Source organism: Symbiobacterium sp., assembly GCF_040797425.1.
In the GTDB taxonomy this organism is placed as follows: Bacteria; Bacillota; Sulfobacillia; order Symbiobacteriales; family Symbiobacteriaceae; genus Symbiobacterium.
In genome coordinates, this window is sequence record NZ_JBFNEH010000015.1 from 40,051 (window position 1) to 55,519 (window position 15,469).

Here is a 15,469-nt window from a genome sequence, read left to right on the forward strand (position 1 = left end):
CGGTGATCACACCGCCAGTTCCCTCATGTACTGGAGGGCATCCTCGTGCACTTCCCGCACGATCTCGACATGCCGCTCACGGAAGAGGTCGATTTCGTAGGGAGTGGCGATACGGGTCCCGTCGGCCTCAAGGAGAACCCGCACCCGGGGCCGGTCCGCCCGCCCCCGCTCCGCCGCCACGACGACGGCCTTGCGCCCGCCGGTCAGCTCCACCATGGAGCCCACCGGCCACGGTGCAATGCAGTTGAGGAACGTGAGCAGCATGTGCGGATCGAAAAAGCCGTGCATCGGACCCGAGAGTGACTCCAGCGCCATGGCGGGGCTCAGCCCTTTGCGGTAAATCCGGTCCGACGTCATGGCGTCATAGCAGTCGACGATCGCGCACACCCGGGAGAACCGGAAGATCTGGTCCCCGGAGAGGTTGTGGGGGTAGCCCCCACCGGCCCAGCGCTCGTGATGCTGCAGGGCCACCACAGCGGCGGTGGGCGGGATGTCGGGCTGGTTCTTGAGCAGTTCCCATCCCAGCACCGTGTGCTGCTTCATCACCTCGGCCTCCTCACGCGTGAGGCTGCCGGGCTTGTTCAGGATCTCAGGCGGAATCGCGACCTTGCCGATGTCGTGCAGCAGCGTGCCCAGCGCGAGGTTGCGCAGATCGGTCAAGGGGTAGCCCAGTTCCATCCCCAGAAGCGTGGCCAGTATGCAGACGTTGACGGAATGGCTCAGCGTATACTGATCCACCAGCCGAATATCCTGGAGGCTTACGGCCACCCGCGGGTTGGCCAGCAGGTCGGCGATGATCTGGTCGATGGTCTGCCTCAGGCCTTCCGTCCGGATGGTGAAGGAGAAGTGGCGGATTCCGGAATGGGCGGCTTCCGCCATGGCGACCTTCACCTCGTCCATCGTGTGGGACAGTTCGTCCTGCAGCTGGTACCGAGTCTCCTCGGCCACCACGTCTACCGGCTCCACGTCGGGAGCCAGCTCGTTCACGATGTACACGGAGGTGATTCCGTAACGAAGCAGGGGCTCGATGAGCGACTCCTTCAGTACGGTTCCCGCCTGCAGCAATACCTGGCCGTTTACGGAGAAAATGGATTTGCCCAGTCGCATGCCCGTGCGAATCTCGGTCGTGGGGACCCGGTACAAAACGCACACCCCCGTGGTGAGGAACAGTTGGGCACCGCATCCACTGCGGCGGACGGCCCCCTCCCCTCGTGCCCAGCTGTTGCAGCGAAAAGTACATATGTATGAGTTATACATTATAACGTTTTGATCCTTCTCGTTCAGGAACTGAATCACCGGTTTTTCCAGTTCTCTCCTGCGAGAAAGGGTGATGTTCGTGGCTGGTGCGTACCGCAAGTTCGTGCTCGCCGTGGCCGGTGCGGAGCCGGTGGCCCGGGCGGCGCTGCAGGTCGGCCTGCGCTTGGGGGCGACCCGGTTCGTGGCCGGCGAGACGCTCAGCGACGCCCTCGCCGTGGTGCGCGATCTGAACCGGCGCTCGCTGCTGGTGACGCTCGATCACCTGGGCGAGGAAGTGGCGTCGCGGGAGGCCGCACGGGATGCCGCCGAGGAGATCCACCGTATGCTGGGCGGCATTCAGTCCAGCGGTGTCCAGGCCAACGTCTCCCTCAAGCTCAGCCAGCTCGGGCTCGCCTTCGACCGCGACCTGGCCATGGAACTGCTCACCGGCATCGTGCGCCGGGCGCACGAGCAGAACTGCTTCATCCGCATCGACATGGAGAGCTCGGCCTATACGGAGCAGACGCTGGGCATCTATTACATCCTTCGCAGGCAGGGGTACGATAACGTCGGTCCGGTGATCCAATCTTATCTCTACCGCTCCTTCACAGACCTGGAAGAACTGGACCGCTGGGAGGCCAATGTGCGGATCGTCAAGGGCGCCTATGCGGAGCCGCCCACGGTGGCCTACCGGCGCAAGGCGGACGTGGACGACGCCTTCCGGCGAATGGTGGAGCAGCGGCTCCGCAAGGGCCTGTATACGGCCGTGGCCACCCACGATGAGCGGCTGATCGCCTTCACGCAGGAGCTGGCGGAGCGGGAGGGCATCCCGCGGGACAGGTTCGAGTTCCAGATGCTCTACGGTGTGCGCATGGCCCGGCAGGAGAGCCTGGCGCGGGAGGGCTACCGGGTGCGGTGCTACGTGCCCTACGGGCGGCAGTGGTACCCCTACTTCGTGCGGCGGATCGCGGAGACGCCCCGCAACCTCGGCTTCCTGCTGCGCGTGCTCTTGCGGCGCTGACATCGTTCCGCTCCGGCGGCCCCTTTCACGGGTGTGCAGGGGCGGCTTTTCCCGTGGTTGCCGCAGTCTGCGGGTTGCAAACCAACGGCGCCTGAGGTAAGTCCTAGGTGATGAGGGATTGCCATCATCCGTGGGGGAACCCCACGGATGCCCCATGACCCGGAGTCCGCGCCAACACGTGACCGGCAGATGACGGGGCCACAGGTGGGCACATGCTAGCAACACAGGCAGGTGAGGCAACCGATGCGACAGATCGACGTGGTCGGGGCGGTCATCCAGAACGAGGCGGGCGAGGTGCTGTGCGCCCGCCGGGCCCAGGACGCGGCCCAGGGCGGGCTGTGGGAGTTCCCCGGGGGAAAAACCGAGCCCGGCGAGCGACCCGAGGAGTCGCTTCGCCGGGAGATTCGCGAGGAACTGGGCTGCGACATCGCCGTGGGCGAACCGGTGGCCACAGCGGTCTACCAGTACCCTGCGGTGACGGTGCGCCTGATGACCTACCGCGCCAGACTGGTGGCGGGGCAGCCCACGCCCCGGGAGCATGCGGAGCTGCGCTGGCTGCCCGTGGCCGACCTCGGGCGGCTCTCGTGGTCGCCGGCCGACCTGGCCACCGTCGCCCGGCTGCAGGCGGAGGCGGGCGGAGAGTCGCCTGGGCGCTCCTCATCGCCGTCCTCCTGACGGCGGGATGCACCCGTTCTGCGGAGACGCCCTCGCGGCAGACCGAGGGCCGGTTGCCGGACTCGCCCGTGCCTTCGGAGGCCGCCCGTCCCCCCGGGTCGACGGACGCCAGGGTCAACGACGCGCCTCCGGCGCTGAACATCTCCTCCGTCCCGGGCGCCTTGGCGATCGCCGGGGTCCGGCATTCGTATCTCTGGCACGCAAGCGGGAACCGGATTGCACTGATTGCCGAATCGGCGCTCTGGTCGATCCGGCCCGACGGGTCTGATCCTGTGCTGATGGCCCACCTGGCCTGCGACCCGCTCCTGGTCGGCCCCTACGCCGACGGGATCGTCTACCTGGAGCAGCATCCCGGCGTGACCACTGCCTACCTCGCCCGTCCGACCATTCCGCCGCGGCAGGTGGCCCGCATGGAGCACGGCGCGGGCGTCGCAGCCTACCCCGTCTGGGCGACCATCTGGCACGACAACCTGCTGCTGGTCGTGGAAGGACACCGTCCACAGCTGATCGATCTCGCATCCGGCGAGGTGCGTGCGCTCGGGGAGGGGCCGATCCCGGTCCGGGACGGCGACCTGGCTTTCTCGGCCCAGGAGGGCGTGCTGGCGTACAAGCTCGCCAACCGGGGCGATGCGGTGCGACTGTTGCGCATGGACGGTACGGTTCTGCAGCCCGGCAGCGAGGCGCAGCTCGCCCCCGTTGCCTGGTCGCCCTCGGGCGGCCGCTGGGCGGTGCGGGCCGTCGAACCGGGCAGGGGCCTGCCCGCGCCGGTCGGCGCCAACCTGGAAGAGGGCGGCACGCACCTGGCGGTGGGTGACGCGTCCGGCCGCTTGGAAGAGTTCAGACCGCCGGAGCCCCTGGTGCTGGTGGCAGGGCCCTGGTGGTCGCCTGACGGTACCTGGCTGGCGGTGGTCTCGGGCACGTTGACCAGCGAGCCCGGAGACACCGCTCCCGAGGCCCCCGCCGCTCCCGCACGGCTCTGGGTGGTAGACGTGGAAGACGGTCGCTGGCGCGATCTGGGTCCCCTGCCAGAGGGTGCCATCGCCACCGGCTTCCACCCAGCGACGTCCAGCCTCGTCGTTCACGATCCCGCCGGCGCCGCCCTGTGGCCTGTGGACGGGGGCGAGCCGCAGCCGCTGACCCCGCCGTGGGCGGTGGGCGAGAACCCCGCCGCCCTGGAGGACGGGTCCCTCCTCTTCCTGAGCGCAGACGCCCGGGCGCTCTACTTGCAACGGCCGGGCGCAGCGCCCCGGCTGCTCGTCGACTCGCCCGAACCTATGGGGGCGCTGACGGCGGCCGGGAACCATGCGGCACTCCTCCGTTACGGGGACGGCGCAGCCGCCGATCTGCTCCTGGTTCCGCTGCCCGGGGCAGAGCCGCCGGCGCCCGTTACCCCAGGTCAATGACCCCCAGGTGGACGGCGCCGCCGCCCTCCCAGAGCGGTCCCCGCAGCTGGGCGGGGTAGACCGGTTCGGGCAGGGCGGCCACCTCCTCCCGGGTGAACCAGCGGCACTCCCGCACCGGCCCGTCCACGTCCTGGATGCGCCACGCCCGCCAGGGGCGTCCGGCCGGCCCGGCGGGTTCCGCCTTCCGGCCGGCGTCCAGACCCGCGGCAGGGCGCTCGGCCTCGGCCCCGGCCCGGAAGGCCACCTCGACCACGTGCTCGGTGCGACGGACCGAGCGAAGCTCCTGTACAAAGGCCAGGTCGCCCACTTGCACGGCGACGCCGGCCTCCTCCAGCGCCTCCCGTGCGGCGGCGCTTCGCAGGTCCTCGCCGGGGTCCAAGGTACCGCCGGGCAGAACCCAGGCGGACCCGTCCCGACTCCGACAGAGGAGCAGCTCGCCCCGGGGGTTGAACGCCATCACCCGCGCCACCAACCGGAGCCCTGTCACCTGCTCGTCCATCCCGCGCCACTTCCTTTCGCCTTGCGTATTCCCAACGGAGTCATCTTAGCGCACCTGCGCGGGCCATCCAAGGGCGGGGCGCGGCCAGTCGCAAGTGATGCTGGAGCTACCGTGTGCGGGTTCCCCGTATGTGGACACCACACTGTCGATCGAGAAGAACGAATAGAGCTAATCTAGATATCGAATGATCCGCATCGGACTTGTGCGGATCATCGTTTTTTATGAGCAACTCAAATAGCTACGTGCATTACTTGAGGCAAGTCCTCAAATATGATAGCGTTCATTATATAGAGATATGTCCATTTCGGGCAGAAAGCCCTCGACATGCACTCGCAAGACCAGCAGCGTTGGAGGATATGGACATGTTTGCCGTCACCTTGCTATTTGCAGTAGGTCTGATCCTTCTGATCAAGGGCGGAGACTGGTTCGTCGACGGCGCCTGCGGCGTAGCCCATCGCTTTCACCTGCCGGAGATTCTGATCGGAGCCACGATTGTGTCCATCGGCACCACGCTCCCCGAGGTAATGGTCACGACGACGAGCGCCGTCAAGGGAATCAGCGGCATTGCCTACGGAAATGCAATAGGCTCGGTGATCTGCAACACTGCGCTGATCACGGCGATTACCATAACCGTAAGGCCTTCACCGGTTGACAAGAAGACCTTTGAGCTTCCCGTGATCTTTTTCTTCATCGCAGCCGCATTCTACGAATGTATGGCCTATATCAAGGGTGGGTTTACCAGATGGAGCGGATTTGTGCTCCTCGGGATTTTTGCGGCTTATATGTTGTGTTCTTCGGTCTCTGCGTACAAGAACCTGAAGGCGGGGGCCGACGCAGAGACTGTGGAAGAGGTACCCCATGCGGAAAACCATGGAGAACGCAAAGCAAGGCAGTTGGTCCTGTACCTGGTCGGGCATGGGGAGAAACCCGACAGCATTGCAACCGACGTTGCCGGGCTTATTGCAGGGGCTGCCGTGGTGGCCCTGGGAGCAGAGCTTGTGGTTGACAACGGGACGCTGATCGCGGAAGGACTCGGAGTACCCGATTCCGTTATCGGACTTACATTTATTGCTGTTGGAACATCCCTTCCCGAGCTTACAACCGCCATCACATCCCTGGTGAAGGGACATTCCGCACTGTCACTCGGGAACGTTGTCGGTGCAAACCTCTTCAACCTGGTACTTGTAAGCGGGCTTGCGGCCGCCATCGCTCCGTTCGACCTTCCGGTTGAGAAGACCATCGCCGGGATGAACGCCTCGCTGGTGGTAGACTCTCCCCTCATGCTTTTCGTGATGGCCTTTACGACCATTCCAGCCCTGGTCCGGGGAACACTCACCCGCGCTCAGGGCATCATTCTCCTCAGCGTATATGCCGCATTCTGCGCTTTCCAATTTTTCGCATGAAACTCAACCGCTGTTCTGGAACGCCAGGACGTGGTGGCCCGCACTGGGAACGGTTTCTTCCTGCTTCGAAATGGCTGACTTAACCTGGGCCGCGCTTCGCTTGCCCGGAGCTAAGGGATACAATACTCTGCGGATACTCCCGGATGGAACAAGGGTGTTAGAGATGTCCACCACTCAGGCTCCCCAGCGCGACCTGGCCCAGCTAAAACAGGAGATGAAGGCCTACGCCCTGGAGATCGGCCTCGATCTGGTGGGCGTGGCGCCCGCCGACCCCTTCCTGCAGGAGGCCGAGCGCCTGGAGGCGCGCCGGGCGCGGGGGCACGGGCCGAACCCCTACGAACATCCGGCAATCGACGAGCGGGTGGACCCCCAGCGGTGGCTGCCCGGCGCCCGGGCGATCATCGCCTGCGGCATCGCCTACTACCACCCCGACGCCCCACCGCCGCCCAACGGTCGGGCCGCCCTGCGGGGGTGGCTCTCCCGCTACTGCCGGGGGCTGGACTATCACCCGCTCCTCCACGCCCGGCTGCAGCGGCTGGTCGAGTGGCTGGAGGAGCGGGCGCCGGGCCACCGGCACGTGGCCTATGTGGACACCGGTCCGCCGCTGGACCGGGCCGTGGCCGAGCGGGCCGGCATCGGCAAGTTCGGCAAGCACACCAACCTGATTACGCGGGAGTACGGCACCTGGGTCTTCCTGGGCGAGGTAGTCACCACCCTGCCCCTGCCCCCGGACGAGCCCCAGCCGCCGGCCTGCGGCAGCTGCACCCTCTGCATCGACGCCTGCCCGACCGGGGCGCTCACCGAGTGGCAGTTGGACTCCAACCGCTGCCTCTCGTACATCACCCAGATGAAAGGAATCATCCCCGCCGAGTTTCGCGCGGCGATGGGCAACCGGCTCTTCGGCTGCGACGACTGCCAGGACGTCTGCCCGTACAACCGGCGGGCCCGCCCCTCCCCCCACCCCGAGGTCGCCCCGGCAGACGGCCTGGAGGGCGGCGAGCCCAGCCTCCTCCGGCTGATGGCCATGACCGGCAGCGAGTTCCGCCGCTGGTTCGGGTCCACCGCGGCGGGCTGGCGGGGGAAGACGACCATCCAGCGCAACGCCGTGATCGCCCTGGGCAACAGCGGCGACCCTGCGGCGCTGCCGGCGCTGGTGGCGGCACTGGAGAGCGAGAGCGAGGTCATCCGGGCGCATGCCGCATGGGCCCTGGGGCGCCTCGCCCGCCTGTCCCCGGCCGTCGCACCGGAGGCCCGGGCCGCCCTGGCGGCGCAGCTGCACCGGGAGCAGGCTGCGGCCGTGCGCCTCGAACTGAACGCGGCGCTGGAAGCGGTGGATGCAGACACTGGGCGGCGGTGAATAACGCCGCCATGTTCCGGCCAGAATAGCAAGCAGAGGCAGCCCATATTTCGGCGCCTCTGCTATGCCCATTCTTGGTGGTCAGGGAGCCGTCCTGGCGGTGAGGGGCGGCTCCCTGGCCTTTTCTCAGTCGCCGGCCCGGGCGGTATCGGCAAGGGCGGCGCGCCGGGCCACGGCCTGCGCCGACTGCTCGTCGGCGTGGTAGGAGGAGCGCACCAGCGGGCCAGACTCACAGTGGGCAAAGCCCCGCTTCAGGGCCTCCTCCCGGAGGTGTGCGAACTCGGCGGGCGTGTAGAACTTCTCTACCGCCAGGTGGCGGGCTGTGGGCCGGAGATACTGGCCGAAGGTGACGATGTCCACGCGGGCGGCCCGCAGATCGTCCATCGCCTCGTAGAGCTCGGCCATGGTCTCGCCCAGGCCGACCATGATGGAAGACTTGGTGCGCACCTGCGGCTTCATCTCCTTGGCGCGCCGGAGCAGCTCCAGGGAGCGGTCATACTTCGCCTTCGACCGCACCCGGTCCGAGAGGCGGCGCACGGTCTCGATGTTGTGGTTGAGCACATCGGGCTCTGCCGCCATCACCTCGGCCAGGGCGTCCCAGTTGCCCATGAAGTCGGGAATCAGCACCTCGACGCCGGTGAGGGGGTTCTTCCGCCGGATGGCCCGGATGGTCTCGGCGAAAACCCGTGCCCCGCCGTCGGGCAGGTCATCGCGGGCCACCGAGGTGACCACCACATGGCGGAGGTTGAGCTGGGCGCAGGCGTCGGCCACCCGCTCGGGCTCGTCCAGGTCGAGCCCGCGGGGCACGCCGGAGGTCACGGCGCAGAAGCCGCAGTTGCGGGTGCAGATGTCCCCCAGGATCATGAACGTCGCCGTGCGCCGGTTCCAGCACTCGAAGATGTTCGGGCAACGGGCCTCTTCGCAGACGGTGTGAAGCCCCTGGGCGCGCATCAGCCGCTTCAGCTCGGAGAAGCCCGGGTCAGTCTGCAGCTGAATCTTCAGCCACGCGGGTTTCCGCCCCACATCCGCCCGGGCGCGGCTGGGAAGGACGGGAAGCTCCAGGTCGGGATCGATCCGGAACTCGGCCATCGTCTCACCTCACATGCCCCCAGTCTACCCGCTTTTGGCTGCGGGCGCAACGCAGGTCCCGTTTCGCTGGCAAATCACAGCACCAGAAAGGGTAGCGTATGGTACAATTTACTTGGTGTGTTCTTACTTCAAGCCGGGGAGGAACACCATCGTGGAAGAACGCCAGCCGCACATCCAGTGCCTCCCGGGCGACATCGCACCCTTCGTCCTGCTGCCCGGCGACCCGGGACGCATCGACGCGATCGCCGCACAGCTCGACCGGTGGGAGCCAGTCGCCTGCAACCGTGAGTACCGAACCATCACCGGCACCTTCCGGGGCATGCCCGTCTCCGCCACCTCCACCGGCATCGGCGGCCCCTCCACCGCCATTGCGGCCGAGGAGTTGATCCGCATCGGGGCGCGGGTGCTGATCCGCGTGGGCAGCGCCGGCGCGCTGCAGCCCCACATCCGGGTGGGCGACCTGCTGATCGCCGTCGGGGCCGTGCGCGAGGAAGGGGCCAGCGCCATGTACGTTCCCGTCCACTACCCCGCGGTGAGCGACCACAGCGTCCTCGCCGCGCTGGTCGAGGCGGCGGCGAAGCTGGGCGTCACCGCCCACGCCGGCGTGGTGCGCAGCCATGACAGCTTCTACACCGACCGGGAAGACGAGATCACCCGCTTCTGGGCGGGCAAGGGCGTCCTCGGATCCGACATGGAGACAGCCACGCTCCTCACCGTGGCCCGCCTGCGCGGCGCCCGGGCCGGAAGCGTGCTCAATGTGGTCGTGCCGGCCGAAGGCGGGCTGGAGGAAGGGATCAACGACCTCGTGGCAGGAAAGGAGGCGGCGCACAAGGGCGAGACAGCGGAGATTCAGGTTGCACTGCACGCACTTCATGCCCTGTGGACGGTCGAAACTCGCTAGGAGGTGCTCGCATGGCTTCGCAGCAGAAGAACGTCTGGGCGTTCCGGTTCACGACCCTCTCGCTGGTTCTGATTCCGGTTGCCGTGGGCATCAACTACGTCGGCAAGCTGTTCGCCGCTGCGCTCAAACTCCCGCTCTGGCTCGACTCCATCGGCACCGTCCTCGCCGGTATGCTGGCCGGGCCCTGGATCGGCGCCATCTCGGGTGCCGTCAACAACATCATCTTCGGCATCACCGCCGACCCGGTCTCATTCTGGTACCTGATCACCTCCATCGTCATCGGTCTGCTGGTCGGTTACCTCGCCATGACGGGCTGGATCCGCACCTTCCCGCGGGCCGTCGTGCTGGGCCTCATCGTGGCCCTGGCCGCTGCGATCGTCTCCACGCCGATCAACGTCATGCTGTGGGAGGGCACCACCGGCAACGTCTGGGGCGACGCGCTCTACACGGTGCTCCGTGACGGCGGCACGCCCGTCTGGATCGCCTCGTTCATCGACGAGCTGGTCGTCGACCTGCTGGACAAGGTGATCACGGTCATCATCTCCTTCCTGATCTTCAAGGCCCTGCCGCAGCGGCTCATCGGCCTCTTTGCCGGCACGGATCAGGTGGAGAAGCTCTAGCCGGTCCTTCCCCTGCTTCTGGCCCGCTTGGCAAAACGACGCCGGGGCTGTCTCTGTCAGCCCCGGCGCCATTGTAACAGGCAGGTGACCCCCCTTGCAGAACACCCTTTACGTGCCCGGCGACTCGTGGGTGCACCGGTTAGACCCAGTCTCCAAGATCCTCCTCACCGTGGTGGGCCTGGTCCTGACGTTCGTGCTGCCGGGCCACCTCCTCCCGGCCCTCCTCCTGGCCGCCATGCTGGTCCTGCTGGGAACGGCCGGCGTCCTGCGCCGGGTGTGGGCCGTCTTCGCCGGGGTGGCGCTGATCGCCATCACCTTCTTCGTCGTCCAGGGGCTCGTCTACGCCGGCAACGCGACCCCGGCGCTCACGCTGGGCCCGCTCACGTTCTACCGCGAAGGCCTGCTCCTGGGGCTCCGGCTCACCTTCCGGCTTTACAACATCCTGGCCTCCACGCTCATCCTGATCCTCACGACCCGCCCCTCCGACCTGGTGGAGTCCCTGGTGCGCCGGGGGCTGCCGTCCCGCTTCGGCTACGTCATCATCGCGGTGCTCCAGATCATCCCCATCATGGTCGAGGCCGCCGGGCGCATCACCGACGCCCAGCGCTCCCGGGGCATGGAGACCGAGGGGAGCCTCTGGGTGCGCATGCGCGCCTTTATCCCCCTCATGGGGCCGCTGGTCACCTCCTCGCTCATCGCCACCGAGGAGCGGGCTCTGGCGCTGGAGGTGCGCGGGTTCGCCTCAAACCGGAAACCCACGTTCCTCAATGACGAGACGATCCCGAGCTACGCCTGGCCGGTGCGGATTGCCGCCCTGGCCGTGCTCCTGCTCGGCATCGCGGGGCGGGTGATGCTGTCATGAGCGTGATCAAGGTCGAGAACCTGCGCTACCGCTATCCCCGGCAGACGGAGCTGGCCCTGGACGGCATCAGCTTCACGGTGGAGCCGGGGGAGTTCGTGGGTATCGTCGGCCCCAACAAGGCGGGCAAGTCAACCCTCTGCCAGGCGCTGGTGGGCCTGGTGCCCCACTTCTACAAGGGCGCCATCGGCGGCCGGGTGGAGGTGGCGGGCCTGGACGTGCACGCCACACCGGTGGCCGAGGTGAGCCGCAAGGCCGGCATCGTGTTCCAGAGCCCGTTCACGCAGATGTCCGGGGCCAAGTTCAGCGTGTACGAGGAGGTCGCCTTCGGCCTGGAGCGCGCCGGCATCCCGCGGGAGGAGATGCTCCGGCGCATCGAGTGGGCCCTCCGGCTCCTCGGGCTCTGGGAACTGCGCGATCGCAACCCCTTCGCCCTCTCCGGCGGGCAGATGCAGCGGCTGGCCATCGCCTCGGTGCTGGTGATGCAGCCGGAGGTGCTGATCCTGGACGAGCCCACCTCGCAGCTGGACCCGGCGGGGACAAGCGAGGTCTTCGCCGCGGTGACCGACCTCTGCCGGCAGGGCATGACGGTGGTCATGGCCGAGCACAAGGTGGACCGCATCGCCGCCCGGGCCGACAAGGTGCTGGTGCTGGACCGGGGCCAGGTGCTGGCCTGGGGCCCGCCCGGCGTGGTGTTCAGCCGGGAGGGGCTCGAGGAGCGCGGCGTGGCCGTCCCCGCCGTGACGGTCGCCGCCCGGGAACTGGGCTGGCAGGAGCCCGACGGAACCTACCCCGTCACCGTGGAGGCGGCGGTTCGGATTGGAGGTGCGGCGCTTGGCCGAGATCAGGGTTAACGACCTGCACTTCCACTACACGCCCGGCGTGGAGGTGCTGCGGGGCATCAGCCTGACGATATCGCCCGGGGCGGTGGCCATCATCGGGCAGAACGGGGCGGGCAAGTCGACCTTCGTCCGGCTGCTCAACGGCCTGTTGAAACCAACCGCGGGCGAGGTGCTGGTGGACGGGGTCTCCACCCGCTCCACCACCGTGGCCACCATGGCCCGCAAGGTGGGGCTGGTCTTCCAGAACCCCACCGACCAGCTGTTCAAGAGCCGGGTCCTGGACGAGGTGATGTTCGGCCCCCTCAACCTGGGGCTGAGCCAGGAGGAAGCCCGGCAGCGGGCCGAGGCCGCCCTCGAGCGGGTGGGCCTTACCGGCGCCGCAGACCACAACCCCTACGACCTGGGGCTCGCGGAGCGGAAGCTGGTCACCATCGCCAGCGTGCTGGCCATGGAGACGCCGGTGGTAATCCTCGACGAGCCTACCATCGCCCAGGACATGACGGGCGTGCGTCAGATCGGCGCGATCGTCACGTGGCTCAGGGACCAGGGGCGCACGGTGATCACCATCACCCACGACATGGACTTCGTCGCCCGCTACTTCGACCGGGTCCTGGTCTTCCAGGACGGGCAGGTGCTGGCCGACGGCCCCGCACAGGCGGTCTTCGCCCAGCCCGACCTGCTCCGGCGGGCCGGCCTCGAACCGCCGCAGATCACGGTGCTGGGGCGGGAGCTGGGCCTCCCCGACCCGCCGCTCACCGTGGAGGCGTTCGTGGCACAGGTGCGGGACATGGCGAAGAACGGAGCGCAGTAGAAGGCAGCCGGGCGGACCGGACAGGTGATCCGCCCGGCTGCCGCGTCTGGCGCGGGCTGCGCCGGTGCAGGACGAAGCCGGGGCTGTGGATGACACAGCCCCGGCTTCGTGTGCCCGGTCCGGCCGCCCGTCAGAACGGAGTATGGGATCCGATGTAACAGGCGATGCCGCGGTCCATGAACAGCCGCTGCAGCGGCACCAGGTGCTCGAGGGGCAGCGAATCCACGTCCTTGTACTCGTAGACCTTGCCCAGCTGCGTGTACTTGGAGTCGCCCATGCGGTGGAACGGCAGCAGGTTGATCTCCGTCAGGCCGACGTCGCGCATGAAGTCGGCCGTGGCCTCCATGTTCTCCATGTCGTCGTTGAAGCCGGGGATCACCGGGATGCGCAGCACCAGCCGTCCTCCCCAGGAGGAGGCCGCCAGGGCCCGGATGTTCGTCAGGATCTGCTCGTTGGAGACCTGCGTGCCGGCCTTGTGCTTCCCAGGGTCCATGTGCTTTACATCGATGAAGGCGAAGTTCACGTACTTGAACGCCTGCAACAGGTGATCCGTATCGACGCAGGCACTGGTCTCGACTGCCGTGTGCACGTAACCCTCCTGGCAGCGCTTGAGCATCGCGACGATGAACTCCCGCTGCAAGAGCGGCTCGCCGCCGGAGAAGGTGACGCCGCCGTCTCCGCCCCAGTACTGCCGATCCCGGTCGATGATGCGCCAGAGCTCCTGGACCGTCATCTCCCGGCCGGCGACGCCCAGCGCACCCCACAGGCAGGCCTGGGCGCAGTTGAAGGTCGTGCAGGTGCGGCACTTCGCGCGGTCGATCTCCAGCTGCCCCTCTGTGTGGCCGGACGAAGTGATGGCACCCTGGGGACACGCCTTGATGCACTGGGTGCACCCGTTGGCCACGTGCTTGCACTTGGCGTCGCGGAACAACAGCTGCTTCCGCGGCTCCATTCCTTCCGGGTTGGCACACCAGGCGCAGCGCAGCGGACAGCCACTCAGGAACACCAGCGTTCGACAGCCGGGACCGTCGTGTACAGAGTAACCTTGAATGTCGAATACCAGCCCCGTTACCTGGCGCATCACATCACCCCCGCGTTGGCGAGACCCCTAACCGATATCCGGAACCTCCTGCACAGCCTGCTCCCGCTCGGCGGCCATCGGCAGGATCAGGGCGGCCACCGCGGAAACCACGTAGGAGCCCAGGGCGAACAGGATGGAGTTCATGTAGCTGCCGGAGATGTCGTAGAGGAAGCCGCCCATGAAGCTGCCCACCGCCGGGCCGATGCCCATGACGATGAGGGTGCCGAGGCCCCAGATCTTGCCCATGGACTTGTTGCCGTACACGGCGCCCACGTAACCGGCCACGCCGCCGGGCTCGATCGCCCAGTAGATGGCGAACAGGATGCAGGAGATGACGGCCAGGGCCATGGAGCGGCCGGAGCCCATGAGCAGCAGGCAGGCCAGGATGCCCATCGCCGGCGCGAAAATCAGCATGTTCTTGCGGGCCCTGATCTCGTCGCCCACCCGCGAGACGAGCTTGTCGGCGACGATGCCCATGACCGGCATGGTCACGATGCCGGCCAGGCCGATGGCCACGTACAGGTTGGTGGCCATGTTGGCGTCGTAGCCGGCGTCGATGGTCCAGAAGCTCACGATCTGGCTCCAGATCAGGAACTCGGCGAGCATCGAGCTGAGGAACGCAATGATGGCGCCCCAGATCGGGAACGTGCTGAAAGCCTCCTTGATGGTCCAGAGGCGCTGGTTCCGGGCGGCCGCCGCGGCGTCGCTCTTCCCGAGGCCGAAGGGCTTGCCGCCGTAATCGGCCGGGTTTCGGCGGGCCAGGAAGCCGGCGATGACCAGCGCCACGAACACCACGGCAGCCAGGTAGACCATGGCCGCGCGCCAGTCGGTGGTCTTGAGCACGTTCTTGACGATCTGGCTCAGCACCACCTGCGCCAGCGGGGCGCCGGCGAAGGCGATGCCCCACATGGTGGCGTACGTCTGGCCAACGTACCACTTGCGCACGGAGACGGTGGACGAGACCCACAGCATGCCCGTGCCGACGCCGGCGAACAGGGCGTAGACCGCCAGGTACGCATAGTAGCTCTGCACCCGGGAGGTCAGCAGGAAGCCCAGGGCGCAGAAAACGGCACCGGTCCAATAGGCCGGGCGGGTGCCCCAGCGGTCAACGACCATGCCGCTGAAGAAGGCCGTGACCGCGTAGACCGTCATCATCAGCGAGTAGCCCAGCGACGTCTGTGCGGTCGTCCAGCCGGTGGACTCCCGCATGGGGCCCAGGAGCACGGAGAAGGTGGAACGGAAGCCAAAGAGGCAGAAGAGCGCCAGGAAAGCGGCCGCCACAACCATGTACCCGGTGCGCCGGAGTTCCTGTTCGGTGGAAACCTTCGTTCCCACGGGATATCCTCCTCTCCAAAACGGTGAGCCCCGCCGGGCCCGCCGCGTCGCGGCCCCGGCGGGGCTCGTTTCCCCTCTACTTGCGGGTGTACCAGGTGCAAGCGGTCGCCATCAGTTCCGGATAGGTCCAGTGCTCCTCCTTCTCCGCCCGGCAGACACCGAGGTTCTCCTCCTCGCCGGGGGCGTAGCAGGCGCAGTTCCGGCACTTCGGCCGCTCGTTGAAGTGCTCGCACACGTCGGTGTCGATCAGGATCAACTGGCCGAGACGGCGGCAGATGCCCTTGTTCACGTCCACCGTGGCGAAGTTCCAGCAGTCGTTGTGCTTGAATGCCATCTC

16 protein-coding genes are annotated in these 15,469 nt (G+C 67.3%); 10 read left to right on the top strand and 6 right to left on the bottom strand.

Annotation, left to right across the window (positions count from 1 at the left end; genetic code table 11):
* Nucleotides 1–6: 6 nt before the first annotated feature.
* Nucleotides 7–1,143 (bottom strand): HD-GYP domain-containing protein, encoded by a 1,137-nt coding sequence (locus AB2385_RS06750; protein ID WP_367654188.1) that lies wholly within the window; start codon nucleotides 1,141–1,143, stop codon nucleotides 7–9.
* A 193-nt stretch (nucleotides 1,144–1,336) separates the two neighbouring features.
* On the opposite strand from AB2385_RS06750, the gene AB2385_RS06755 reads away from it, so the two are divergent.
* The 3 genes from AB2385_RS06755 (at nucleotide 1,337) to AB2385_RS06765 (ending at nucleotide 4,335) form a co-directional block, all read left to right on the top strand.
* Complete coding sequence (locus AB2385_RS06755; RefSeq protein ID WP_367654189.1) at nucleotides 1,337–2,257, top strand: proline dehydrogenase family protein; 921 nt, start codon at nucleotides 1,337–1,339, stop codon at nucleotides 2,255–2,257.
* Nucleotides 2,258–2,500: 243 nt separating this feature from the next.
* Nucleotides 2,501–2,932 carry a (deoxy)nucleoside triphosphate pyrophosphohydrolase gene (locus AB2385_RS06760; protein ID WP_367654190.1) on the top strand — a complete coding sequence of 144 codons (432 nt, stop codon included), beginning with the start codon at nucleotides 2,501–2,503 and terminating at the stop codon, nucleotides 2,930–2,932.
* A 68-nt stretch (nucleotides 2,933–3,000) separates the two neighbouring features.
* Nucleotides 3,001–4,335 carry a hypothetical protein gene (locus tag AB2385_RS06765; RefSeq protein WP_367654191.1) on the top strand — a complete coding sequence of 445 codons (1,335 nt, stop codon included), beginning with the start codon at nucleotides 3,001–3,003 and terminating at the stop codon, nucleotides 4,333–4,335.
* Here AB2385_RS06765 and AB2385_RS06770 read toward each other — a convergent pair.
* Nucleotides 4,319–4,834 (bottom strand): NUDIX domain-containing protein, encoded by a 516-nt coding sequence (locus AB2385_RS06770; protein WP_367654192.1) that lies wholly within the window; start codon nucleotides 4,832–4,834, stop codon nucleotides 4,319–4,321. The genes AB2385_RS06765 and AB2385_RS06770 overlap by 17 nt on opposite strands.
* 362 nt (nucleotides 4,835–5,196) lie before the next feature.
* Between AB2385_RS06770 and AB2385_RS06775 the strand changes: the two genes are divergently transcribed.
* Together AB2385_RS06775 and queG are read left to right on the top strand one after the other, a co-directional pair.
* Entirely contained in the window at nucleotides 5,197–6,237 is a 1,041-nt protein-coding gene (locus AB2385_RS06775) for a calcium/sodium antiporter (RefSeq protein WP_367654193.1), read from the top strand.
* A gap of 163 nt (nucleotides 6,238–6,400) precedes the next feature.
* Nucleotides 6,401–7,594 (top strand): tRNA epoxyqueuosine(34) reductase QueG, encoded by a 1,194-nt coding sequence (gene queG, locus AB2385_RS06780; protein ID WP_367654194.1) that lies wholly within the window; start codon nucleotides 6,401–6,403, stop codon nucleotides 7,592–7,594.
* A gap of 126 nt (nucleotides 7,595–7,720) precedes the next feature.
* Here queG and lipA read toward each other — a convergent pair whose 3' ends face one another.
* Nucleotides 7,721–8,683, bottom strand: a complete 963-nt coding sequence (lipA, locus tag AB2385_RS06785) for a lipoyl synthase (RefSeq protein WP_367654195.1) — start codon at nucleotides 8,681–8,683, stop codon at nucleotides 7,721–7,723.
* A gap of 151 nt (nucleotides 8,684–8,834) precedes the next feature.
* On the opposite strand from lipA, the gene AB2385_RS06790 reads away from it, so the two are divergent.
* The 5 genes from AB2385_RS06790 to AB2385_RS06810 all read left to right on the top strand — a co-directional run bounded on the left by AB2385_RS06790 (nucleotide 8,835) and on the right by AB2385_RS06810 (nucleotide 12,716).
* The gene (locus AB2385_RS06790; protein WP_367654196.1) at nucleotides 8,835–9,584 is read left to right on the top strand and encodes a nucleoside phosphorylase; all 750 of its coding nucleotides are present in this window, start codon (nucleotides 8,835–8,837) and stop codon (nucleotides 9,582–9,584) included.
* An 11-nt stretch (nucleotides 9,585–9,595) separates the two neighbouring features.
* Nucleotides 9,596–10,204 (top strand): ECF transporter S component, encoded by a 609-nt coding sequence (locus AB2385_RS06795; RefSeq protein WP_367654197.1) that lies wholly within the window; start codon nucleotides 9,596–9,598, stop codon nucleotides 10,202–10,204.
* Between the two features lie 94 nt (nucleotides 10,205–10,298).
* Nucleotides 10,299–11,066: an energy-coupling factor transporter transmembrane protein EcfT gene (locus tag AB2385_RS06800; protein WP_367654198.1), complete on the top strand. Its 768-nt coding sequence runs from the start codon at nucleotides 10,299–10,301 to the stop codon at nucleotides 11,064–11,066.
* On the top strand, nucleotides 11,063–11,917 hold the full coding sequence (locus tag AB2385_RS06805; RefSeq protein ID WP_367654199.1) for an energy-coupling factor ABC transporter ATP-binding protein: 855 nt from the start codon (nucleotides 11,063–11,065) through the stop codon (nucleotides 11,915–11,917). The genes AB2385_RS06800 and AB2385_RS06805 overlap by 4 nt, the downstream gene beginning before the upstream one ends.
* Nucleotides 11,889–12,716, top strand: coding sequence for an energy-coupling factor ABC transporter ATP-binding protein (locus tag AB2385_RS06810; protein ID WP_367654214.1), 828 nt, complete (start codon nucleotides 11,889–11,891; stop codon nucleotides 12,714–12,716). Before AB2385_RS06805 ends, AB2385_RS06810 begins: the two co-directional genes overlap by 29 nt.
* A 130-nt stretch (nucleotides 12,717–12,846) precedes the next feature.
* On the opposite strand, the gene hpdA is transcribed toward AB2385_RS06810, so the two are convergent.
* The 3 genes from hpdA to hpdC all read right to left on the bottom strand — a co-directional run bounded on the left by hpdA (nucleotide 12,847) and on the right by hpdC (nucleotide 15,466).
* Nucleotides 12,847–13,797 carry a 4-hydroxyphenylacetate decarboxylase activase gene (hpdA, locus tag AB2385_RS06815; RefSeq protein ID WP_367654200.1) on the bottom strand — a complete coding sequence of 317 codons (951 nt, stop codon included), beginning with the start codon at nucleotides 13,795–13,797 and terminating at the stop codon, nucleotides 12,847–12,849.
* A 27-nt stretch (nucleotides 13,798–13,824) separates the two neighbouring features.
* Nucleotides 13,825–15,132 (bottom strand): nitrate/nitrite transporter, encoded by a 1,308-nt coding sequence (locus AB2385_RS06820; protein ID WP_367654201.1) that lies wholly within the window; start codon nucleotides 15,130–15,132, stop codon nucleotides 13,825–13,827.
* Nucleotides 15,133–15,208: 76 nt separating this feature from the next.
* Nucleotides 15,209–15,466, bottom strand: a complete 258-nt coding sequence (hpdC, locus tag AB2385_RS06825; protein WP_367654202.1) for a 4-hydroxyphenylacetate decarboxylase small subunit — start codon at nucleotides 15,464–15,466, stop codon at nucleotides 15,209–15,211.
* Nucleotides 15,467–15,469 lie beyond the last annotated feature (3 nt).